This is a genomic window from Xanthobacter sp. 91, from assembly GCF_000702385.1.
Lineage (GTDB): Bacteria > Pseudomonadota > Alphaproteobacteria > Rhizobiales > Xanthobacteraceae > Xanthobacter > Xanthobacter aminoxidans.
Genome location: NZ_JNIB01000001.1, coordinates 46,793 through 67,771 on the forward strand (window position 1 = coordinate 46,793; position 20,979 = coordinate 67,771).

The window sequence follows — 20,979 nt, forward strand, 5'->3', positions numbered from 1 at the left end:
ATGCGGATGCTTGCCACTCTCCTTGCCCTCGTGGCGCTCGGCGGCACTGCAGCGGCGGCGAGCCTGACGCAGAAGCAGAAGAACGCGCTTGGTCACATCGCCCAGGCCCAGGCGGCGGCAGACATCTGCCCGAAGCTGGAGACCAACGACCTCGTCATGGCGGTCATCATGCAGGGGTTCGGGCTGGATTTTTCCGATGCGACCGTCAAATCTGCGTTCCTTGAGAAATACAAGGAACAGATTGCGCCTTGGAAAGGCGTAAATCCTGATGCCGCCTGCATTGCGGGGCTCCTGCTCTATGGGCCCAATGGTGAAAACGTAAAAGGCTTGGTTCGGCTCAAGCAATAGTAGGCCATTCACGACAGTCTGTATTTTTTCTCATCGAGACATGCGTGCATCTTGTTCTCAAGACTGCGCAGCGAACGATGATAGGATAGCTTTTCTGCTTTCGTGATTTCGCCGTCCCGCAGCATCGTATCAAGGGACGTTTCAACCAGCCACAAGCCGCGATGCGCGAAGACATCCAGCATCTCGGCATCGCAGGGCGCGCGCAAGCCGCCGGGCTCGACGGCAAACCTTTGCGCCATCACAGGATCATCCCGACGCAGGAACTCGTGGGCGGCGGTCGCGAACTCCCGTTGCTGCTTGGTCAGCGGCACGCGCATGAAAGCCGAAACGGGCCGCCGGGTCGCCGCGTTCTGGCGTTCCCTGATCTCATCTCGCAGCTCAGTCAAAAAGTCTGGCACGTCCTGAGCCTTCGGACGAGGGCGCGGCACATCCTGCGGCACAGGGGCCTCGCCACGGGCAGCGCTGCCACCCGCCAACATGCGACGGACGAGGATAATGGCGGCAGCCATCATCCCGACTACGGCAAGGATAAAGCCGATCCCCTCCATGCGCGCCCTCCGATGGAAGGCTAGGCGCCACTTTCAACGCGCGTCATGTAGACCGCGGCAGACATCAACACGAAGCATGTTGACACTATCAACACATATCGTGTAGACGTTGGCTCACCTTCACGGGAGCCACCCATGACCCCCCACCCGGACCAACTCACCCCGCAGGAGGCGGCGGCGGCGTTTGCCGCGGTCAGCCCGGCGGTTCACGTCATCGAGGACATCCAGGGCGCGCTCGACCGCCTGCGGAACGCGGCCATTGTGCTTCCACGCATCGTGGGCGAGGCGACGCTTTCGGGGGACGAGACCGAACTCACCACGCGGCAGCAGGAGGCGGCCACCGACGCCGCGACCGTGCTCGCGCTCGCCCACACCCTGCACCGTCGGCTGGGAACGGCCATTCCCGCGCTTCACGCGGCGCTGAACGAGGCGCAGCAGGCGGAAGGCTGCGATGTGTTCGATGCCTTTTTCGGAAAGGCGGCCTGACATGACCGCGCTCGCCACGAAAACCATCTTCCCGGCGCCCTGCCCCTTCGGCCCCGGCGACATCGTGCGGTGCATCGACATCGCCGGTTCCGGCGCGCCGCTGCCGCTGGTCCTCCAGCAGATCTATTCCGTGCGCGCGGTCAAGGAGGCCGAGAGCCTCGACGCGGCCCTCGGGCAAGAGGCGCCGCTGGTCTACCTGCACGGCTACGAGCGGCCGTTCCTCGCGGTGCGCTTCAAGCTCGTCATCAAGGCCCCCGCCAATGACCAGCCGTGCGAGGCCGTCACCATCCCGCACCGGATGGCGCAGGTGTTCAAGGAATGCGCCGCCGCCCGCGGCTTTTGCGACGTGCACGACCTCGCCCGCGCCGGCTTCACCACGGCGCAGATCACCGAATACGCCGACGAGGCCCGCCGCATCGCCGGCCCCGTCTGCCCCGAATGTGGCGAGGTGGCGTGATGCTGGGCGTCGGTTCCGCTCTCTCCGCCCTCGCCGCGCGCTTCAACGGGCTCTCCGGCCCCGAGATCAAGGCGATGGTTCAGGCCGCCGCGTCGCAGCGGCTGCATCCGGCCTTCATGACGCCACGAGTCCCGCATCGCCGCGTGCGTTTTGTGCGCGGTCACCATGTCGACCGCTCCCGCTACAGCGGCGCCATGCTGCGCGCGCTCCGCGCCGAGCGCGGCTGCGGCCGCCCGCCCAAGGTGCTCGCCGCCCGGCGGGCCCGCCAGCAGGGGAGCGCCTCGGCATGAGCGGCCCGGAAATCATCATCATCCACGAGACGGCCGCCCAATCCATCGTCAGCGATGCCGTCACCCTCGCGACCTTCGGCGCCATGATCGGCATCGGTGTCTGGATGGGCAGCGATGCCATGCAGTGGACCGGCGGAATCTGCTTCTTCTGCTGGATGCTTGCCCGGCGCAAGGCGCCGCGCCTCACCATCGCCGAGGCACGACGGCGCCTCGTCGAAATTGAGAAGGAGCACGCCTGATGGGCCGCCTCCTCCCCTTCACCCTTCCCAAGCGGCGGCAGCGGGGCCGCGCGCGGGATGCATCGGCGGTGCCCCCCAGCGCCGATGCCGTGGCGGCGCCCGGCGGGACCAACGCCCCCGGCCCAGCCGGCGCCGCCACGCTCTATGACGCGAAGGCCGAACGCGCAGCGAGAGAGGCGGGGGCGCGCGCCCGCCAGGGCTCCGACCTCATCGGTGCCGCCGTCGCCTTCACCACGGCGACGACGGTGCTCGCGCTCACCGCCGCCTGTCTCCCCGCCAGCCTCGCCCTCGCGGCGATGGCGAAACTCGCCCGCAAAACGGAGAGGAAACCCTGATGGGCACGCTCATCACCTTCACCCCCAGCGGCACCGGGCCGGGCTCCATCGCCCATCTGGTGTGGGCCTCCTCGCAGGGGATGCTTCAGGCCGCCATGCAGGGCCATCGCCAGGTGGTGGACAAGCTCGGCATCTGGCTCATCAACACCAGCCAGGACCCGCGCTGCACGCCGACCATGGTCCGCGTCATCGACCACACGATCGAGGCCGCCACCCGCCGCCTCGACGCCGGACCCGCGCCCGAGGCGCATCCCTGTGCCGTCGTCCCTCTGCGCCCCTGGCGCTTCGAACCCATCCAGCCCGACGACGGAGAGGTGGCATGAGCAAGTCCGGTAGGGGCCGCAACCAGGCCGAACTCACGGACGCAGAAGCCGCCGCCCTGAAAAGCATGGGCGTCGATGTGATCCGCGCCATGAATGTGGCGATGCAGAGCATTCGCACCGCGACCGAGACGCATCCAAGCCTAGTGATGCAAGCGTCCATCGCCGATTTCGTGTCCAACATGGCCGGCGGGTTGGCCGCCCGCGCAGAGTTCATCGCCATGAACGCGGGCTGCAGCCGGAAGGATGTGGTCACGCTCTGCTCGGGCGCCTTCCAGCACGGGCGCAGCCTTGCCTGGGCGCAGGCCGAGGCGGCGGGCGACATCATCCAGACCAACGCTCCCACCACGGGGGCGGCCCAATGACCGACATCTGGATGCAGACCGGGACCGGCCGCGCCTTCGACCTCATGGCGCCGACGCCGGGCATGGTGGACCTAGAGCACGACGTGGCCGAGGCGCTGGCCCGCGAGCCACGGTTCGGCGGGCATGTGCGCTCCGGCCCCTACAGCGTTGCGCAGCACTGCGTGCTCGGCGCCGACACCATCATCGCCGAGACCGGCTCCATCGATACGGCCCGCGCCTTCCTGCTGCACGACGCCAAGGAAGCCTACATCAAGGACCAGATGACGCCGCTGAAGCAGGCGTTCGCGGCCCATGTGGGTGAGGTGGTGGCAGCGGACCAAGGGCTTGACCATCGCGGCGGATATGGCCACGGGCTGTTCCTCCAGGCCCTCGCCGCCATGGAATCCAAGATCGACGCGGCGATCCATGAAGCCGCCGGCCACCCGTGGCCCCTACCGCCCGACATCGCCGCGCGCGTGCGCCAGTGGGATCTCGCCATGCTCGCCGCCGAGCGGCGCGACCTGCTCTGCAAGCCGCCCAAGCCCTGGCACCCGAGCGTCGAGCGCGTGCCCCCGCCCGCCCGCCTTGGCCGCATCAAGGTGTGGCCTTGGCCCAAGGCCGCCGACGAATGGCGCGCCCGCCTCCACACCCTTTTCCCCCACCTCGCCGCAAAGGCGGCCTGAGCGCTCCCGAGGACCAAATGGCACGCACCCTTCGCAAGTTTTTCGAGGCGGTTGGCATCATGCACCGCGGCCGGGTGGAGGAGGAGGCCGACTCCGAACTCCATCGCCTCATCGAGGCCGTCGAGCAGCACCCGGATGAGACCGCCAGCGGCACCATCACCCTCACCATCAAGGTCCAGAAGGTCGGCGACCGGATCGACTGCCTGCCGCAGATCGACATGAAGCCCCCGAAGAAGAAGGGGTTCAAGGCCTGCACGTTCTGGATCGTCGACGGCGCGCTCTCCGTCGAGCACCCGAGCCAACAGGACATGTTCGGCCCGCGCGACATCACGCGCCGCGACACCGCCTGACCGCCTGCACCGCCCTCTCACCAAGCAAAGGACCGACCATGACCGACAAGACCACGTCGCCGCCGCCCAGCGAGGAACCCGCCGGCGAGCTTCTGCTCACCTCTCCCCCCACCTTCCTCGGCAGCGTCGAGGGCGCCACCGTGGAAGCCATCGCCGCGCTTGCCCGCGAGGGCTCGGTGCCGACCATCCTGCAGGTGCCCACCAAGGGCCTCGGGCCGGACCTGCCCGATAATGTCCCCATCCTCTGGGACCGCCACGCGCAGAAGCCGATCTCGCTGCTCGAAGAGGTGCGCGCCGCCAAGCCGCCGCTGGAGCGGGTCGGCACCGCCGTCGTCACCACGCTCGCGAGCTTCATCGAACTCACGAACCGCCACAAGGATGACGGCTCCGCCATCTTCGCCAAGACCGCCTGGCCCGAGCCCAAGCTCACCGCCGTCATCGACTATCACATGCCCGGCGAGACCAAGACGGCCCGCCGGGGCAAGCACCGCATCGCCTATCCGTTCCCGCTCACCGACGAGTTCAAGGTGTGGGTGGCCGGCCATGGCAAGACGTTCAAGCAGGCCGACTTCGCCGAATTCATGGAGGAGCACGCGGCGGAACTGGCCGCACCCGACCAGTACGAAATCAACACCTTCGAGCCGATGTTCAAGGAGCGGTTCGGCACGCCCGCCGAGATCCTCGACCTCAGCCGCCACCTCGAGGTGAACGTGGGCGCGAAGATGAAGAGCGCCGTGCGCAATGCCTCCGGCGAGCGCCAGATGGTGTTCGAAACCGAGCACACGGGCGCCAACGGCCAGCCCATCGACATCCCCGGCATCTTCATCGTCTCGGTCGCGCCGTTCCTCGCGGGCGATGCCGAGCCCGAGGTGGTGCGCATTCCCGCCCGCCTGCGTTATCGCGCGGCCGGCGGCGAGGTCGTCTGGTTCTACCAGCTCTATCGTTGGGAATTCTTCCTGCGCGAGCGCGTGCAGGACGATCTCGCCCGCGCCGCCAAGGAAACCAGCCTACCCGCCTTCGAGGGCGCGCCCGAGATGGCGGCCTGACGCCATGACCCGCGCCGCCGGCACCTCCCGGATTACGCATCTTGAACGGCGCCGCCGGGAGATGGCGGCGGCCTATGTGAAAGCGACGCGCCGGCATGCCCCGCGCGCCGCCCTCGCCCAAAAACTGGTGCGCGCGACCTGCGATGCGCTGCGCGCCGAACTCAAGGCCGAGCAGGCCGCCGCCCGCCAGGCAAACGCCGCACCGGACCTGTTCACCGCGCCGTCCGGAGCGAACGGCGCAGACCAGAGGGCGGCAGCATGATGCACCAGTCCGGGCTTGTGCTCGACCGCATCGCGGCCCTGCAAGGCGTCACCTTCCTGCCGGGCTCGCCCCACAAGCGCTTCGCCCGGGACATCGGAAGGATCGATCCGCGCAAATTCACGCGGGCACAGGTGCGCCACGTGGAGCATCTCGCATGGCGCTACCGCCGGCAGATGCCAGCGCACCTGGTGCCACCCGCCGACCCCTACGCGCCGTTCTCTGCGGATTCCGGACCGGATGCCGCAGCGAATGGCGACACCTGAGGAATCCGTCCGATGAAACTCACCATCAGCCGCGACGCGCTGGCCGCCGCTTTGGACCGCGTCGGCCGCGTGGTCGAGACCCGGAACACCATCCCGATTCTCTCCAACGTCCGCCTTGTGGCGCGCCCGCCCGAGCAGGCCGCGCAAGCGGCCGTGGCGAACGGCGGCACGAGCAACGGCACCATTGCCATCACCGGCACGGATCTCGACATGGAGGCCATCAGCGCCGCCGAGGCGGAGGTGGCCGCCCCGGGCGAGACGACCCTGCCGGCCAAGATGGCGGCGGACTTCGTGCGCAAGCTGCCGGCCGGCGCCAAGGTGGAACTGGCGGATGACGGCGAGCGGGGCAAGCTCACCATCAGGAGCGGGCGCAGCCGCATCAGCGTGAACACGCTGGCGGCGGGCGACTTCCCGGACCTCTCCGCCGGCGACTTCTCCAACACCTTTGTTCTACAGGCGTCCGCGCTGTTGAACATGCTGGATCGGGTGAGCTTCGCCATCTCCAGCGAGGAAACCCGCTATTACCTGAACGGGATTTACCTGCACGTTGTCGGTGCCGAGGACGGCCCGGCCCTGCGCGCCGTGGCCACGGACGGACACCGGCTGGCGCAGCACCAGGTGCTGGCCCCCCAGGGCACCGATGGCATGGCCGGCATCATCGTGCCCCGCAAAGCCGTGGGCGAGATCGCCCGCCTGCTCAAGCCGCTGGGCGAGGAAAGCGTGCGGCTGGAAGTGAGCACCACCAAGCTGCGGCTCACGGCGGGCGTAACCACGCTCACCACCAAGCTCATCGACGGCACTTTCCCGGACTATGGGCGGGTCATCCCCTCCGGCAACGACAAGCTGGCGACGCTCGACAAGGAGGCGCTCGCCGCGGCCGTCGACCGCGTCTCCACCGTTTCCAGCGAGCGCGGGAGGGCGGGGAAATTCTCGTTCGCAACCGGCGCGCTTACGGTCATCGTGCAGAATCCGGACACGGGCAATGCGATAGACGAGCTCGAAGCCGTCTATGACGCGGAGCCGCTCGATATCGGCTTCAACGTCACCTACGTCGCCGAAATCCTCGCCGCGGTGCCCGGCGCGCGGGTGCAGATGGCCATGGCCGACCCCGGATCGCCCTGCCTCATCACCCCCGAGGCGGAGGGCACCGGGTCCCTCTTCGTCCTCATGCCGATGCGGGTGTGAGCGATGGAAATCGAACGCGCCAAAGAGATCGTCAAGGCGATCAACGCCCGGGCCATGCTCACAATTGGGCTGGAGGTCGAAGCCGGCAGCCTCAAGGATGTTACGCTGTCCGACATGATTGAGGCGAAGGCGGCAGTGCTCGCCCTGAACGCCGCCGCCGAGGCCCACTACAAGGAGCACGGCGGCTCTTATTCCATCTCCTGCGTGCCCGATGATCGTTTGATCGCCGCTGTCTACACGCTCGGGCACTACCACCCCAGCCGCGAACCCATCCTGTGCCTGCCCCGTCAGTCCTTCAACGGAACTCACGTCGCCGTGGCCGTGGTGGCGCTAACGCCCACTGAGGACGACGACGAAGACGAGGATGACTAGGCCATGGCTGACCCCGTCACCATCGGCCTGATGGCCCTCGCCTTCCTCGTCGGCTACGCCATCGGCCGCATCGAGGCCGTGGGCGACATGGAGAAGCAGTTCAAGGCCGGCTACCTCGCCGGCGAGCGCGCCACCCGCGCCGAGATCATCCGCGCCGCCCGGCCGGAAGGAGGCGCCCATGGCTGACAATTCCGCCATCGAGTGGACCGACGCCACGTGGAATCCCATCGTCGGCTGCTCGCTCGTCTCGCCCGGCTGCACCAATTGCTACGCCATGCGCATGGCGGCGCGGCTGGAGGCTATGGGGTCCGCTTCGCATTATGCTGGCACCACCATGCCCGGGAAGGCTGGCGCGGTTTGGACGGGAAAACTCGCGCCCGCGCCCGATCACATCCTGACACAGCCCCGGCGCTGGCGCCGCCCACGCCGCATCTTCGTCAATTCCATGGGCGACCTCTTCCATGAAAGCGTCCCTGACGAGTGGATTGACCGCGTCTTTGCCGTGATGGCGTTGTGCCCGGAGCACACGTTCCAAATGCTCACAAAGCGGCCCCGGAGAATGCGCGCGTATTTGTTTGGACGGTCGCTCTATGAGCGTCTTTACGACGAGCCGTCTAGAAAAGCTTGGCCAAATCGGACTCGCACGGGGACGCTAACGGCTCGCAACTCGCTTTATGAACACTCGTGTCTTCCGAATGTACTGCACGGCGTCTCGGTCGAGGACCAGCGGCGGGCGAATGAACATCGGCCATATCTTTCGATTCTTGCCAAGCGCGGGGCGTCTACCTTCGTCAGCTATGAGCCCGCCCTCGGCCCGGTGGATTGGACCGGATGGGAGTTCCTCTCCGGCCTCATCTCCGGCGGCGAGAGCGGCCCCTGCGCCCGGCCGACGCACCCTGACTGGCACCGCGCCGCCCGCGACTTCTGCGCCGCGCACGGCATTCCCTACTTCTTCAAGCAGTGGGGCGCTTGGGAAGTGGCTATCGACCGGGACAATGAAGACCCGGACTGGCGCGCCGACTACGCCCGCAAGTTCGATGGCAGCAAGCCCGACATCGCCTGGCTGAACCTCGACGGCGGCCAGGGTTTCCACGGCGAGCGATTCCACGTGATGCGCCGCGTCGGCAAGGCCCGCGCCGGCCGCCTGCTAGATGGCCGCGAGCACAACGATCTCCCCCGGAGGACCGCAGCATGAAGCGCCCCTTCAGCGTCAACCTCACCAACGACGAACGCTTTCTTCTCTGTGTGGCGCTCCACACATGGGAGGACCGCTGGCGCGACGCGCGCCTCAAGCTCAAGGCCAGCAACGAAGATACAGGCGAGGCCAACAGGAAGATCGCCGACTGCCGCAACCTGAGAATGCGCCTGAATCGCATCGCGAGGACCGCAGCATGAAGGCGCTTTCCATCCGCCAGCCGTGGGCCTGGTGCATCCTTCACGGCAAGCCGGTCGAAAACCGGAACTGGTGGACCAGCTACCGCGGCCCGCTCGACATTCATGCCGCCAAGGGCATGACCCGCGACGAATACGAGGAGTGCCGCGACTTCGCCGCGAGCCTCGGCCTCGCCCTCCCGCCCATGGCCGACCTGCCGCGCGGCGGCATCGTCGGCCGGGCCAAGCTCGTGGACTGCGTGACCAGCCACCCCTCGCCCTGGTTCTTCGGCCGCTACGGCCTGGTGCTGGAAGAGGTCGAGCCCCTCCCCTTCATCCCGCTCAAGGGCGCGCTCGGCCTGTTCGACGTGTCGGAAGGAGTCCTGCCGTGAGCGCCTATCTCAATGCCCTCGCCGAAGAAGGCACCCGCGAGGACCTCCTCGCCCAGATCGCCCGTCTCACGGAGGACCGGGCCCACACGGCGGCCACCCATTCCGCCCGCGTGGCCGAGCTGCTGGAGGCGAACAACCGCGAGGTGGAGAAGCGCCGTATCGCGGAGCGCGCACTCGACGCGTCTTCCTTCCAGCGGCGGGTGGGGCACTGGATGCAGGCGTGCTTCGGCCCGGCCATCTCCGCCGACAGGCTGGAGCGCGGCGACCGCCTTCTCGAGGAGGTGCTGGAGCTGCTGCAATCGGGCGGTTATCCGCCCGAGCGCGTCGCGGCTCTGACGGGCTATGTCTGGAGCCGACCGGCTGGCGAGCCGCCGCAGGAAGCGGGCGGCGTGAAGGTGACGCTGGCGGCCTACTGCCTCGCCCATGAGATCGACATGCACTTGGCCGGCGAGACCGAGCTCGCGCGCATCTGGACGAAGGTCGAAGCCATCCGCGCGAAGCAGGCGGCGAAGCCGACCGGCAGCGCGCTCCCGATGGCGTGGGCGAACCTAGCCGCCCTTGCCCGCGATGCAATTCCGGAAATGAAACTATATCCCGCCGAGCATGGTGCCCTGCGGGCATCAATTGCCGAGTTGGATGCGTGGCTCGATAGCAGCGACGCCCTGGATGAGATCGAAAACCAGCAATCTTTCGGCGAGTCGATCATACTGGTGGTGCATGAGCTGAAGCGGCTGCAAGCGATCTTCACCGAGGAGATGAAGGACAAGGCGGTCCACTCCGATGACATTGCTGTTGACCGGTTCGCCAGCGCAATGAAAACAAAGCTTGCACAGAAACGCGCAGAAGGAAAAGGCGGTTGGGAAGACAAAAACGACTGCCCAGCCTACCGCCTATCCGGCCTCCTGCGCGACCATGTCAGCAAAGGCGACCCGGTCGATGTCGCAAATTTCTGCATGATGCTCCACCAACGAGGGGAAAAAATCTCTGTATTCACCGGAAGCCGTGATGACACATACTTCGCCGCAGTCGTTGAGGCTAGAGAAGATGCCAAGGGAAAACTCGGCACACTTCGAGAGGCTATGCGTATTCGCCGAGAGCGGGACGCGGGGGCGGACAAGGCGCTTGCCGATCAGCGCGAAGCCAACCTGCGGGCGCGGCTGGACAAGATCCAGGGGTACGCCAGCGCGATCGAATCCCTCGCGAAGGGAGGAGCCCTTCCCCTCCCCACCCAGCCGGCAGGGGAGGGCTGACGATGGCGCACACTAAAAATCATCTCACCATAGAGTTCTCGACCACGTTGTCGCTCAACGAGACCGAGATCCGCGCGCTCGATGCACTCGTGGGATATGGCGACACCGCTTTCCTGAAGGCCTTCAAGGATAAGCTCGGCGAGGCCTATATTCGTGACCACGAAAAGGGCCTCCGCTCCCTCTTCGAGACGATCCGACGCGACGTGCTCCCCCGTCTGCGCGAGATCGATCAAGCTCGCGATGACCTTCGCGCCGCAGCAACAGGGCGACGGCCTGCCGCCGACGCCGGCACCGCCGCCCTCTCCCCCACAAACACCACGACCGTGAAGGAAGCCTAAGCCATGGCCGGCAGCGTCAACAAGGTCATCCTCATCGGCAATCTCGGCCGCGACCCGGAGGTGCGCTCCTTCCAGAATGGCGGGCGCATCGCCAACCTCTCCATCGCCACGTCCGAAACGTGGAAGGACAAGGCCACGGGCGAGCGCCGCGAGCGCACCGAGTGGCACCGCGTCGTCGTGTTCAACGAGAATTTGGTGGCCGTGGTCGAGCAGTTCCTCAAGAAGGGCTCGAAGGTCTACATCGAAGGCCAGCTCGAAACCCGCAAATATGAGAAGGACGGGCGCGAGACCTATACCACGGAGGTGGTCTTGCGCCCCTTCCGCGGCGAGATCCACCTCCTCGACGGCCAGAGCACCCGCCCGCCCGCCGGCACCCCCGAAGACTACAACCGCGCCGACCCGCCGCGCGAACGCAGCGGCAGCCAGCCCATGGGGATCGACGATGAAATTCCCTTCTGACTACGAGCGGGCGCGGGATGCGTTGATTGTCGCCGGGCTGGCCGTGCTCGGCGTTTTCCTCATCTTCATCATTCTACTGTCGCAGGTTCGCGGCGAGCCCATCGCCCCCGCCGCCATCCATGTCATCGATGGCGACACCATCGCCGTCGGCACGGTGCATTACCGTCTCGTGGGCTTCGACACCCCCGAGGCCGGCGAGCGCGCCCGCTGCCCGGCCGAGCGCATGCTCTCGACCCTCGCCACGCAGCGCCTGCGGCAGATCGTGGCCGGCGGCGGGCTCGACCTTCAGGAAGTGGACTGCCGCTGCCGCCCCGGCACCGCCGGCACGCTGCGCTGCAACCATGGGCGCCTCTGCGGCCGGCTCACCGCCAACGGCCAGGACGTGGGCGAAACCCTTCTCGCCGAAGGCTACGCCCAGCCCTACGCCTACGACCCGGACGCTCCGCGCCCGCCGGACAGCTGGTGCGGGAGGCCGTGATGGGCACGCCGGCTCGCCCCCTGCCCTCCCGTGACCAGATCGACCGCGTCACGCCCCTGCGCATCGATGTCGCCGCCGCGCTCGCCTTTCCGGACGGGAGCATGAGCGCGAGCGGCCTGCGCCGGGAAGCGGCGCGCGGACGGCTTGCGGTTGAGCGTATCGCGGGGAAGGATTACACCACGCTGCAGGCCATCGAGGAGATGAGGGAAAAATGCCGCGTCCAGCCAAAGGCGCCCGCCTGTGGCTCCGCCCCGCGCGGCGCGACGCGTCCGGCCGGGTCACGCACGCCGCCACATGGATCATCCTCGACGGTGGACGACAGCGTGTCACTGGCCTCGGCGCTGATGCTCGCAAAGAAGCTGAGCGCGCCCTCGCCCACCACATCGCCGCCAAATACGAGGCGCCGCGGCGGGACCGTGATCTCGCTGAAATCCCCGTCACGGACGTCATCCACATCTACCTGAAGGATGTGGTTCCGAATCAATCGCGCCCCAAGCCCGCCGCCGAGCGCTGCACCCGGCTCCTGATGTGGTGGAAAGGGAAGACGCTGGCCGACGTCTCGGCCGCCACCTGCGCCGCCTATGTGGCTGGCCGGGGCAATACGGGTGGGGCCAGGCGCGACCTTGAGGATCTTCGTGCCGCCATCGGGCACCACGCCAAGGAGGGGCTGCACCGCGGCGAGGTGCGCGTCGCTCTGCCGGCGAAGGGCGCGCCCCGCGAGCGCTGGCTGACCCGCGACGAAGCTGCCGCCCTGCTGTGGGCGGGCTGGCGCGCAAGAGAGCAGCAGCGTCGGGGCCGCAAAGGGGACCCCGGCGAGCCCCGGCCCACCCGGAGGTGGACAATGCGCCATCTGGCGCGGTTCGTCTTGATCGGGCTCTATACCGGCACGCGCGCCGGCGCCATTGCGTCTGCGAGCTGGTCGGCCTCGGCCGGGCGATCATATGTCGATCTCAAGCAAGGGGTGTTCTATCGGCTCGCCGTGGGCGCGCGGCCGACGAAGAAGCGGCAGCCGCCCGTCCCCATCCCAGCCCGCCTCCTCGCCCACATGCGCCGCTGGTACGAAGTCGCCGCCGAAGACGCGCGCGCGGCGGGAATAGAACCGCCTGTGCCAACCGGCTATCTGGTCGAGTACCATGGCCAGCCGGTGCAGTCGGTGAAGACAGCGTTCCGGAGTGCGGTCGATCTTGCCGGACTCGATGGTCAGATCACGCCACATACCCTGCGACACACGGCGGCCACGTGGCTGATGCAGGCCGGCGTTCCGATGTGGGAGGCGGCCGGATTCCTCGGCATGAGCACGCAGATGGTGGAACGCACCTATGGCCACCATCACCCGGACCACCTCAAGGGCGCTGCCACGGCTCTGGGGAGCAGGCCGGGCACCGCCAACAAAACGCCAACGAAAACCCTGAACGGTAAGGGAACAAGCGGGGTCGGAACGAACCGATGATGCGAGCATTCGCGCCGTCTTGCTGAGAACCACACGCGCTCATAACGGTTAGGTTGCAGGTTCGAGTCCTGCCGGGCCCACCAAATCTCAATGGCTTGTGGACGAAGTGTGTTCTGGAGCGCTCACGCATTCGGCGGCTAGGCACGCCACCTGTGAATGGCTTTCGGGTGTCGCGTTCACTCTGTTGGCTGAGAGCGGCTACCACAATGTCCACAGACGGCGTCCGAACCTGTGAAGCTCAGACTCACCGGGAAGGCGAGCCTAGTTCTTCGCCCGTCCGGTCGGGGCGCCGGCCACGTACTGGATGGCGCGGTGAATCAGCTCGGCCAGATTCGTCGCACCGAGCTTGGCCTTGAGCTGAGAGCACGTGTTGGCCACCGTCTTGTAGCTGACGCCCAGTTCGTCGGCGATCTGGCCATAGGCCTTGCCCTCGGCAAGCAGCGCCAGCGCCTGCAGCTCGCGCGGGGTGAGATCGGCCATCACGCCGCTGCGCCCGCGTGTGCCGAGCAGGGCCACTTCCAGCGCCAGGTCGTGGCTGATGTAGGGCTGGCCCCGCCGCACCTTTTCGAAAGCTTCGAGGAGGTCGTCGGGCGAGGTGTCCTTCAGGAGATAGCCGGTCGCGCCGGCCTCCAGCGCGCGGCTGGCGATCACCGGGTCGGCGTGCATGGAGAAGACCAGGATGGGCATGCGCGCCGCCTGCGCCCTGAGCCGCCGCACCAGAGCGAGGCCGGCGAGGCCGCTGCCGTTGAGCGCGAGATCCACGATCACCACGTCCGGCCGCTTGCGACGGAACAGGCGATAGCCGGCCAGCGCCGTCTGCGCCTCCATCAGGTCGCTGATGCCCGCGTCCTCCAGCAAGTGCCGGCAGCCCTGCAGCACGATGGGGTGGTCGTCGATGAGGAGAACGCTGGTCATACCGAATGCCCTGGCCCTGAACGCACGCGCCTGCCCTCGGCGGAGGCCGAAGACGCAGAGGCAGAATGCCCCAACGGGATGGGAAGCTCCACAAAAAGGCGCGCCCCTCCTTCGCTACCCCGCTCCAGTCGACAGATGCCGCCCAGCGCGCGCACCCGTTCCTTCATGCCCGAGAGGCCGTGGCCCATCGACGGAATGGCCGGCGGCCCTTGCCCGTCATCCGCGACGACAAGGCGCAGCATGCCCCCTGCGCCACGTCGGCCCTGCTCGCCCACGATGATGCGCACCGAACGGGCATTGCCGTGCTTGAGCGCGTTGGTCACGCCTTCCTGCGCGCAGCGATAGACGGTGGCGTCGAACGACGGCTCGTAATGATCGGCGAGCACACCGGGCTCCAGCGCGAATCGCCGCTCGGGATCGTGCTGGCGGAAATCTGCGACGAGGCTGGAAAGCACGTCCTTCAGCGGCACGTGGTCGAGCGCGGCTGGGCGGATGCGGGTGAGCAGGCGGCGGTTGGCGACCTGCATCCGCTCGACGATCTCAATGAGGCTCTTCGCCCGCGCCACCATGCGCTCGGCATTCTCCGCAGGAGCGGTGGCCGCGAGGCGGGCGAGCGAATCGGCGCTGGCCTTCAGGCCGAACATGAGTGGCCCCAGCTCGTCATGCAGATCACCGGCGATCTGGCGCCGCTCGTCCTCCTGCAGGCTCACGAGACGGCCATAGAGGTGGGCATTCTCCTCCCGCGCCGCGCCGAGGGTTTCGGCGAAGGCGTTGAAGCGCTCCGCCACCTCGGCGAGCTCGCGGGTGCGGGGTGGTTCGACGCGGCAGGCGAACTCGTTGTGCTCCAGCTCGTCCAGAGCGCCGCGAAAGCGCGAGAGATCCCGTCGCACCTGTCCCAGGGCGACGAACAGGGCCGAGAGGATGGCGAAGTTCACCGCGAGGGCGACGCTGGCGAAATCGAATACGTCGTCCCAGACCTCCGCCACCTCGTCATCGGGAACGCCCTCGATCCGCACCCGGCCGATGAGACGCCCGTCGGCCACCACATCGATCCGTCGCGTGACCTGTGACACGCCGATGAGCCGGGCGAACCAAGAGGGCGCCGCCTCGCTGTTTGCCGGCGCGCCATCAGCGGGCAACACGGCCGGGCGTCCGTCCGGCCCTTCAAGGGAGATGCGCACATGGCGCAGGTGGCGCAGGTGGGGCGGAAAGGCCGCGGCGAGGGTCGTTCCCTGCTCCGTGGCCACACGCTCGGCCACCTCGCGGACCATATTTTCCGCCATCTCGATGGAGGCCACCATCTCGCGCCCGGCCGCGACGCGCGCATTCACCACCACCACGGCGCCCGCAACCACGGCGGCGACCAGATTGATGGCGAGAACGGCGCCGAGCACGCGGGTGCGCAGCGACACGCGGCGCACCGACGCCTCCCCTGCGCCCGCCTGTCCCGCCTCGTCTTTCGCGCCCGCGATGCCCCGCGGCAACGAGGCGCGCGTGGCGGGGTGGACGCTCATGGGTTCCTCCGTTCGGCCGCCGGCGCGGCAAGCGCGGCGAGGGCGTCCTCGCGACTCGCCCCGGCGGCCCGCAGATTGAAATAGTGCTGGCACAAATCACTATAGCCGATCCGCCGGACCGCGCGACCGACGGTGATGAAGCCCCCGAGCAGCGCCTGCGGGCTTTCGACCACGGAAATTTCGCCCAGCATCCGCTCCAGCTGGAGCGTCCGGTTGGCGAGCATGCGGCGGTTCTCGTCGAACACGGCGTCGGCCTCGCTCAAGAGCGCCGCGATCTCCGCCACGGCCTCGGCCGACGCGGGCGCTCCGGCCGGCGCGGACCGCGTGGCGAGAAAGACCTCGGGCGGAGTATTATCGCCGACATCCAGCCACTCGCGCGCCGCACCGCCTCGCGGGCCGGCTCCTTTGGCGGCGCTGCCGGCCCCGGGCGGTGGCGCGGCCTCCGGCGCCGAAGCCGCGCTGGAGGCAACCGGCCGACGCTCCTCCTCCTCGCCACATGACGCCAGCACCAGCGTGCCCGCCGTTGCCAGAAGGCACACTGCGAAGAGCCGGGCGATGGACAGCCGACGGGAAGCACGGCCAAGGCGCATCGGCAAAGCAGTCTCTCCCACGTAATCTGCCGTCTCCGCTGACATCTTTATCGCCCGGCCATCTGCGTAGGCCGCGTCGATCTCTGAATATTTTCTCAGAACAAGAGGCATTCAGATTCCATCTTGGCGAAAACACGAATGATATAAAGCACAACACCTCCGACAACAGCACAAATAAACCAACCCGGACGGGGCTTGGAAGGCTGCGGCATCGGTCGGCAAACAACATACTTATCAGACACTTATGGAAGTCCGGCAACCGTCTTTGCCAAGTGTTCCCACAATGAATTGCCGAATGATCGGCAGACAAAGGTGCGGATACCGCTTCAACTGGTGCCACACAAGATAACGAACCATAAGAATTCAATAAGAAAAAGAAGAACGGGTCTCAGGTCGCAATCGGAGGACGACCGCCACCCTGGCCATCACCAGCTCTGCTTCCCGCGAGGTGCGATCTCCTGCGTCCCGGCCATGGGGCGGAAGTGCGGACCATCTGCGCAAGCGGAGGGGAAGCTTCGGCTCCCGTGTCGCTCCCGCTGCCATCCGGCCGCGTGGGGCATGCACGGGTGCGGGAGGGACAAGTCCAACCGAGTGAGGAACCACCCAAGGAAAACGCCAAATGACGAGATTGTTTTCTTCCGTCTCCCTCTGTGCCGTGACCCTCGCCCTGGCGGCGGGTTCCGCGGCCGTTAGTTCGCAGGCGCTCGCCAACGACAAGCTCGTCGAACTCGCCAAGAGCGACGACAACTGGCCGATGACCGGCAAGAACTACGACGCCAACAACTACAGCCCGCAGAAGCAGATCAACAAGGCGAACGTGAAACAGCTTCGCCCGGCCTGGTCTTTCTCGACCGGCGTGCTGTCCGGCCACGAGGGCACCCCGCTCGTCGTCAACAATGTGATGTACATCCACTCGCCTTACCCGAACACGACATTCGCGGTGGGCCTGGATGATCCCGGCCACATCCTGTGGCAGCACAAGCCGAAGCAGAACCCCACCGCCCGCGCGGTCGCCTGCTGCGACGTGGTGAACCGCGGCCTCGCCTACTGGCCTGGCGACGGCAAGACCCCGGCGCTCATCCTCAAGACCCAGCTCGACGGCCACATCGTGGCGCTCAATGCCGAGACCGGCGCGGAGTTCTGGAAGCTGGAGAATTCCGACATCAAGGTCGGCTCCACCCTCACCATCGCCCCCTATGTGGTGAAGGACACGGTGCTGGTGGGCTCCTCGGGCGCCGAGCTCGGCGTGCGCGGCTACGTCACCGCCTATGACGTGAAGACCGGCGCGCAGAAGTGGCGGGCCTATGCCACCGGCCCAGACGAGCAGGTGAAGCTCGCCGACGACTTCAACAAGGCCAATCCCCAGTACGGCCAGAAGGGCCTCGGCACCGGCACTTGGGAAGGCGACGCCTGGAAGATCGGCGGCGGGACCAACTGGGGCTGGTACGCCTTCGATCCCGGCACCAATATGATCTACTACGGCTCCGGCAACCCCGCGCCGTGGAACGAGACCATGCGTCCCGGCGACAACAAGTGGACCATGACCATCTGGGGCCGCGACATCGACACCGGTGAAGCGCACTTCGGCTACCAGAAGACCCCCCACGACGAGTGGGACTATGCCGGCGTCAACGTCATGATGCTCTCCGAGCAGAAGGACAAGGCCGGCAAGATGCGCAAGCTCCTGACGCATCCGGACCGCAACGGCATCGTCTACACCCTCGACCGCACCGACGGCTCGCTCGTGTCCGCCGACAAGATCGACGACACGGTGAACTGGGTGAAGCAGGTGGACCTGAAGACCGGCCTGCCCCAGCGCGATCCGGAATACGCGACGCGCATGGACCACAAGGGCCGCGACATCTGCCCCTCGGCGATGGGCTACCACAACCAGGGTCACGACAGCTACGACCCGGAGCGGCAGTCCTTCTTCATGGGCATCAACCACATCTGCATGGACTGGGAGCCCTTCATGCTCCCCTACCGCGCGGGTCAGTTCTTCGTCGGCGCGACCCTGTGGATGTATCCCGGCCCGAAGGGCAACAAGCAGACCTATGAAGGTCTCGGCCAAGTGAAGGCCTACGACGCCATCAACAACAAGTACAAGTGGGAAGTGATGGAGCGCTTCGCGGCCTGGGGCGGCACGCTCGCCACCGCCGGCGGCGTGATGTTCTACGGAACGCTGGACGGCTTCATCAAGGCCCGCGACAGCGACACCGGCGAGCTTCTGTGGAAGTTCAAGCTGCCGTCCGGCGTCATCGGCCATCCCATGACCTACACCCACAAGGGCGTGCAGTACGTCGCCATCTATTACGGCGTCGGCGGCTGGCCGGGTGTGGGCCTGGTGTTCGACCTCAACGATCCCACCGCCGGCCTCGGCTCCGTGGGCGCGTTCAAGCAGTTGCAGAATTACACCCAGATGGGTGGCGGCGTGATGGTGTTCTCGCTCGACGGCAAGGGCCCCTACGACGACCCGAAGGTGGGTGAATACGCTTCCGGCGGCTGACCTCCGACAACCGCCCCTTGCCGGCCGCCGTCACCTCGGCGGCGGCCGGTTTCTTCTTTCGCCACAAGCGCATCCATCGCCACCCTGATCGCCTGCCGAACGACGGCGCGACCGGACGCGAGCCAGACGGAGGCCGAACCGATGACCTGTTCTGCGAGCACACCCGCGCGCCACGCCGCGACGTCCGCCACCAGCCGTTTCGTCGCCGGAGCCCTTGTCGCCGGGACACTGGCCCTCTTCGCCGCGCCAGCGCTCGCCCAGACGGCGGAATCCGGCAAGATGTCGCCGCAGACAGCCGCCGGCGGCTCGGCCGCGCCGGCGCAGGCCGCGACTCCTCCCGATCCCTCGATCCTGCGCGTCTGCGCCTCCGAGGTGGAAGCCCCGTTCTCGCAGAAGGACGGCAAGGGCTTCGAGAACCGCATTGCCGGGGTGCTGGCGCAGGCCATGGGCCGCAAGGCCGTCTTCGTCTGGACCTCCAAGCCCGCCATCTACCAGGTGCGCGACCAGCTCGACGCCAAGCTCTGCGACGTGGTGATGGGCGTCGACACCGGCGACGCGCGGGTGCTCAGCTCCAAGCCCTATTACCGCACGTCCTACGTGCTGGTAACGAAGGCCGACCGCAACATCACCGCCACCGACTGGAACGACCCGCAGGTCAAGGCGCTCAACCGCTTCGTCGTCCGCTTCTACTCGCCGGGCGAGACCGTGCTGAAGCGCCTCGGCAAGTATGAGGACAATGCCGCGTACCTCTACAGCCTGGTGAACTTCCGCTCGCCGCGAAACCAGTATGTGCAGGTGCCCGGCGAGCGCGTCGTCTCCGAGGTCGCCAATGGCGAGGCGGACATCGCCTTCGCCTTCGCGCCGGAAGTGGCCCGCTATGTGAAATCGTCCCAGGTGCCGCTGCGCATGAGCCTTGCCGGCAACTCCGTCACCAAGTTCGACGGCACCGAGATGCCCCTCCACTACGACCAGTCGGTCGCCGTTCGCCTTGGCGACACCGCGCTTCTCGCCGAGATCGACGCGGCGCTGGTGAAGGCACGGCCGCAGATCGACGAGATCCTGGCCGACGAGGGCATCCCCCTGCTCAAGCCCAATTCCTGATCCGGCCCAAAGCCGTCATTTCCATCGGAACTTTTCTGGAAGGTCCAATGCACAGCCGTTTTCTGTCGCGGGGCGTCAAGGCCCTCCTCGCCGTCGCGTTCGTGTCCGGCTTCGCTCTTGCTGCGCAGGCCACGCTCAACTTCACCAATACGGTGACCGGCCAGCCACTGGACCTGTCGGACGCTCCCGCGGAGGGCCGCGATACCGAAGCGGTGAAGAAGTTCCTCGCCACCGGCGTGAACGTCTACGTGGAGAATCCGACCTGCCTGCCCAAGGGCAAGGATTTGTTCCTCTCCATGTGCTCCGGCTGTCACGGTCATTACGGCGAGGGCAAGATCGGCCCCGGCCTCAACGACAGCTACTGGACCTACCCGAAGAACATGACCGATCAGGGCCTGTTCGAGACCATCTTCGGCGGTGCGCAGGGGCAGATGGGTCCCATGTACGGCGCGCTCAATCTCGACGAGATGCTGCTGGTGATGGCCTGGGTGCGCCACTTCTACAAGGACGATCCCAACGACGCGGTGTGGCTGACCCCGGCCCAGCGCGCGGCCTTCAAGCGCTTCAACGAAAAGGAAGATCAAACGCCGGATCTCGACAAGGCACCGGTGTGCAAGGCGACGGCCGCGAGCGCGGCCGGGAGCAAGTGAGAAGGGAGGACAACAGATGAAGCATAAGGTTCGCATGCCCATGCTCGCCGCCGCTGCCGCGTTCGCGGTCACGGCCCTCGCCGCCGGCGGTGCCGCTGCCTATGACGGCACCAATTGCAAGGCGCCCGGCAATTGCTGGGAGCCGAAGCCCGGCTATCCCGACAAGGTGGCCGGCAGCAAATACGACCCCAAGCACAACCCGGCAGAGCTGGCGAAGCAGGGCGAATCCATCACCCAGATGGAAGCGCGCAACAAGAAGCGCGTTGAGTATTTTCAGAAGACCGGCCAGTTCGTCTATGACGTGAGCAAGATTCCGTCCAACTGACTTGGCCTTTCCCGACCCCCACCAGCAAGGCTGAGCCTTTCCGCGAAGCCGGGCAATCCTCCGATGGATGGTGGGCAACTGGCGCGGCCGCTCGGGACCTCCGCGCGGGACC

The 20,979-nt window shown here is 67.0% G+C and carries 32 protein-coding genes; 28 read left to right on the plus strand and 4 right to left on the minus strand.

All coding sequences use genetic code 11. From position 1 onward, the window contains the following. Entirely contained in the window at positions 1 to 348 is a 348-nt protein-coding gene (locus A37E_RS0100310) for a hypothetical protein (RefSeq protein ID WP_029554796.1), read from the plus strand. A gap of 8 nt (positions 349 to 356) precedes the next feature. On the opposite strand, the gene A37E_RS0100315 is transcribed toward A37E_RS0100310, so the two are convergent. Further along, positions 357 to 896: a hypothetical protein gene (locus A37E_RS0100315; RefSeq protein WP_029554797.1), complete on the minus strand. Its 540-nt coding sequence runs from the start codon at positions 894 to 896 to the stop codon at positions 357 to 359. Positions 897 to 1,031: 135 nt separating this feature from the next. On the opposite strand from A37E_RS0100315, the gene A37E_RS0100320 reads away from it, so the two are divergent. From A37E_RS0100320 to A37E_RS0100435, 23 genes are all read left to right on the plus strand, one after another. Next, positions 1,032 to 1,382, plus strand: a complete 351-nt coding sequence (locus tag A37E_RS0100320; protein ID WP_029554798.1) for a hypothetical protein — start codon at positions 1,032 to 1,034, stop codon at positions 1,380 to 1,382. A 1-nt stretch (position 1,383) separates the two neighbouring features. After that, a complete protein-coding gene (locus A37E_RS0100325; protein ID WP_029554799.1) occupies positions 1,384 to 1,839 on the plus strand; it encodes a hypothetical protein in 456 nt (151 codons plus the stop codon). Then, a complete protein-coding gene (locus tag A37E_RS25715; RefSeq protein ID WP_029554800.1) occupies positions 1,839 to 2,129 on the plus strand; it encodes a hypothetical protein in 291 nt (96 codons plus the stop codon). The genes A37E_RS0100325 and A37E_RS25715 overlap by 1 nt, the downstream gene beginning before the upstream one ends. Beyond that, positions 2,126 to 2,368: a hypothetical protein gene (locus A37E_RS0100335; RefSeq protein WP_029554801.1), complete on the plus strand. Its 243-nt coding sequence runs from the start codon at positions 2,126 to 2,128 to the stop codon at positions 2,366 to 2,368. Before A37E_RS25715 ends, A37E_RS0100335 begins: the two co-directional genes overlap by 4 nt. Continuing rightward, positions 2,368 to 2,703: a hypothetical protein gene (locus A37E_RS0100340; protein ID WP_029554802.1), complete on the plus strand. Its 336-nt coding sequence runs from the start codon at positions 2,368 to 2,370 to the stop codon at positions 2,701 to 2,703. Before A37E_RS0100335 ends, A37E_RS0100340 begins: the two co-directional genes overlap by 1 nt. Next, positions 2,703 to 3,026: a hypothetical protein gene (locus A37E_RS0100345; RefSeq protein ID WP_029554803.1), complete on the plus strand. Its 324-nt coding sequence runs from the start codon at positions 2,703 to 2,705 to the stop codon at positions 3,024 to 3,026. The genes A37E_RS0100340 and A37E_RS0100345 overlap by 1 nt, the downstream gene beginning before the upstream one ends. Further along, positions 3,023 to 3,388 (plus strand): hypothetical protein, encoded by a 366-nt coding sequence (locus tag A37E_RS0100350; RefSeq protein ID WP_029554804.1) that lies wholly within the window; start codon positions 3,023 to 3,025, stop codon positions 3,386 to 3,388. The genes A37E_RS0100345 and A37E_RS0100350 overlap by 4 nt, the downstream gene beginning before the upstream one ends. After that, complete coding sequence (locus A37E_RS25720; protein ID WP_051678670.1) at positions 3,385 to 4,050, plus strand: hypothetical protein; 666 nt, start codon at positions 3,385 to 3,387, stop codon at positions 4,048 to 4,050. Before A37E_RS0100350 ends, A37E_RS25720 begins: the two co-directional genes overlap by 4 nt. 17 nt (positions 4,051 to 4,067) lie before the next feature. Then, entirely contained in the window at positions 4,068 to 4,400 is a 333-nt protein-coding gene (locus A37E_RS0100360) for a hypothetical protein (RefSeq protein WP_029554806.1), read from the plus strand. Positions 4,401 to 4,438: 38 nt separating this feature from the next. Continuing rightward, the gene (locus A37E_RS0100365) at positions 4,439 to 5,446 is read left to right on the plus strand and encodes a DUF2303 family protein (RefSeq protein ID WP_051678671.1); all 1,008 of its coding nucleotides are present in this window, start codon (positions 4,439 to 4,441) and stop codon (positions 5,444 to 5,446) included. Between the two features lie 4 nt (positions 5,447 to 5,450). Then, positions 5,451 to 5,708 carry a hypothetical protein gene (locus A37E_RS0100370; protein WP_029554808.1) on the plus strand — a complete coding sequence of 86 codons (258 nt, stop codon included), beginning with the start codon at positions 5,451 to 5,453 and terminating at the stop codon, positions 5,706 to 5,708. Further along, on the plus strand, positions 5,705 to 5,971 hold the full coding sequence (locus A37E_RS0100375; RefSeq protein WP_029554809.1) for a hypothetical protein: 267 nt from the start codon (positions 5,705 to 5,707) through the stop codon (positions 5,969 to 5,971). Before A37E_RS0100370 ends, A37E_RS0100375 begins: the two co-directional genes overlap by 4 nt. A gap of 12 nt (positions 5,972 to 5,983) precedes the next feature. After that, positions 5,984 to 7,156, plus strand: a complete 1,173-nt coding sequence (gene dnaN, locus A37E_RS0100380) for a DNA polymerase III subunit beta (RefSeq protein WP_029554810.1) — start codon at positions 5,984 to 5,986, stop codon at positions 7,154 to 7,156. 3 nt (positions 7,157 to 7,159) lie between these two features. After that, positions 7,160 to 7,528, plus strand: a complete 369-nt coding sequence (locus A37E_RS0100385) for a hypothetical protein (RefSeq protein ID WP_051678672.1) — start codon at positions 7,160 to 7,162, stop codon at positions 7,526 to 7,528. A gap of 3 nt (positions 7,529 to 7,531) precedes the next feature. After that, positions 7,532 to 7,714, plus strand: a complete 183-nt coding sequence (locus A37E_RS0100390) for a hypothetical protein (RefSeq protein WP_029554812.1) — start codon at positions 7,532 to 7,534, stop codon at positions 7,712 to 7,714. Continuing rightward, on the plus strand, positions 7,707 to 8,723 hold the full coding sequence (locus tag A37E_RS0100395) for a phage Gp37/Gp68 family protein (protein ID WP_029554813.1): 1,017 nt from the start codon (positions 7,707 to 7,709) through the stop codon (positions 8,721 to 8,723). The genes A37E_RS0100390 and A37E_RS0100395 overlap by 8 nt, the downstream gene beginning before the upstream one ends. Next, positions 8,720 to 8,923, plus strand: a complete 204-nt coding sequence (locus A37E_RS0100400) for a hypothetical protein (RefSeq protein WP_029554814.1) — start codon at positions 8,720 to 8,722, stop codon at positions 8,921 to 8,923. Before A37E_RS0100395 ends, A37E_RS0100400 begins: the two co-directional genes overlap by 4 nt. Continuing rightward, positions 8,920 to 9,291 (plus strand): ASCH domain-containing protein, encoded by a 372-nt coding sequence (locus A37E_RS0100405; protein WP_029554815.1) that lies wholly within the window; start codon positions 8,920 to 8,922, stop codon positions 9,289 to 9,291. The genes A37E_RS0100400 and A37E_RS0100405 overlap by 4 nt, the downstream gene beginning before the upstream one ends. Beyond that, positions 9,288 to 10,541 (plus strand): hypothetical protein, encoded by a 1,254-nt coding sequence (locus tag A37E_RS27320; RefSeq protein ID WP_245279238.1) that lies wholly within the window; start codon positions 9,288 to 9,290, stop codon positions 10,539 to 10,541. The genes A37E_RS0100405 and A37E_RS27320 overlap by 4 nt, the downstream gene beginning before the upstream one ends. 2 nt (positions 10,542 to 10,543) lie before the next feature. Further along, the gene (locus A37E_RS0100420; protein WP_197022905.1) at positions 10,544 to 10,879 is read left to right on the plus strand and encodes a hypothetical protein; all 336 of its coding nucleotides are present in this window, start codon (positions 10,544 to 10,546) and stop codon (positions 10,877 to 10,879) included. 3 nt (positions 10,880 to 10,882) lie between these two features. Next, positions 10,883 to 11,338 (plus strand): single-stranded DNA-binding protein, encoded by a 456-nt coding sequence (gene ssb / locus A37E_RS0100425; protein WP_029554817.1) that lies wholly within the window; start codon positions 10,883 to 10,885, stop codon positions 11,336 to 11,338. Further along, positions 11,322 to 11,816: a thermonuclease family protein gene (locus tag A37E_RS0100430; protein WP_156026199.1), complete on the plus strand. Its 495-nt coding sequence runs from the start codon at positions 11,322 to 11,324 to the stop codon at positions 11,814 to 11,816. The genes ssb and A37E_RS0100430 overlap by 17 nt, the downstream gene beginning before the upstream one ends. Positions 11,817 to 12,027: 211 nt before the next feature. Next, positions 12,028 to 13,266 (plus strand): tyrosine-type recombinase/integrase, encoded by a 1,239-nt coding sequence (locus A37E_RS0100435; RefSeq protein WP_051678674.1) that lies wholly within the window; start codon positions 12,028 to 12,030, stop codon positions 13,264 to 13,266. Positions 13,267 to 13,527: 261 nt separating this feature from the next. Here A37E_RS0100435 and A37E_RS0100440 read toward each other — a convergent pair whose 3' ends face one another. From A37E_RS0100440 to A37E_RS0100450, 3 genes are read right to left on the minus strand one after another with little or no spacing between them, the layout of a single operon-like run. Next, positions 13,528 to 14,181 carry a response regulator transcription factor gene (locus tag A37E_RS0100440; protein WP_024278271.1) on the minus strand — a complete coding sequence of 218 codons (654 nt, stop codon included), beginning with the start codon at positions 14,179 to 14,181 and terminating at the stop codon, positions 13,528 to 13,530. Beyond that, entirely contained in the window at positions 14,178 to 15,695 is a 1,518-nt protein-coding gene (locus A37E_RS0100445) for an ATP-binding protein (RefSeq protein WP_051678675.1), read from the minus strand. Before A37E_RS0100445 ends, A37E_RS0100440 begins: the two co-directional genes overlap by 4 nt. Then, positions 15,692 to 16,396: a hypothetical protein gene (locus A37E_RS0100450; protein WP_156026200.1), complete on the minus strand. Its 705-nt coding sequence runs from the start codon at positions 16,394 to 16,396 to the stop codon at positions 15,692 to 15,694. Before A37E_RS0100450 ends, A37E_RS0100445 begins: the two co-directional genes overlap by 4 nt. A gap of 508 nt (positions 16,397 to 16,904) precedes the next feature. Here A37E_RS0100450 and A37E_RS0100455 point away from each other — a divergent pair. From A37E_RS0100455 to A37E_RS0100470, 4 genes are all read left to right on the plus strand, one after another. After that, positions 16,905 to 18,791 carry a methanol/ethanol family PQQ-dependent dehydrogenase gene (locus A37E_RS0100455; protein ID WP_024278268.1) on the plus strand — a complete coding sequence of 629 codons (1,887 nt, stop codon included), beginning with the start codon at positions 16,905 to 16,907 and terminating at the stop codon, positions 18,789 to 18,791. 141 nt (positions 18,792 to 18,932) lie between these two features. Then, a complete protein-coding gene (moxJ, locus tag A37E_RS0100460; RefSeq protein WP_081837370.1) occupies positions 18,933 to 19,892 on the plus strand; it encodes a methanol oxidation system protein MoxJ in 960 nt (319 codons plus the stop codon). Positions 19,893 to 19,939: 47 nt separating this feature from the next. Further along, on the plus strand, positions 19,940 to 20,542 hold the full coding sequence (gene moxG / locus A37E_RS0100465) for a cytochrome c(L), periplasmic (RefSeq protein WP_029554823.1): 603 nt from the start codon (positions 19,940 to 19,942) through the stop codon (positions 20,540 to 20,542). Positions 20,543 to 20,576: 34 nt separating this feature from the next. Further along, positions 20,577 to 20,867 (plus strand): methanol dehydrogenase [cytochrome c] subunit, encoded by a 291-nt coding sequence (locus A37E_RS0100470; protein WP_029554824.1) that lies wholly within the window; start codon positions 20,577 to 20,579, stop codon positions 20,865 to 20,867. Positions 20,868 to 20,979 lie beyond the last annotated feature (112 nt).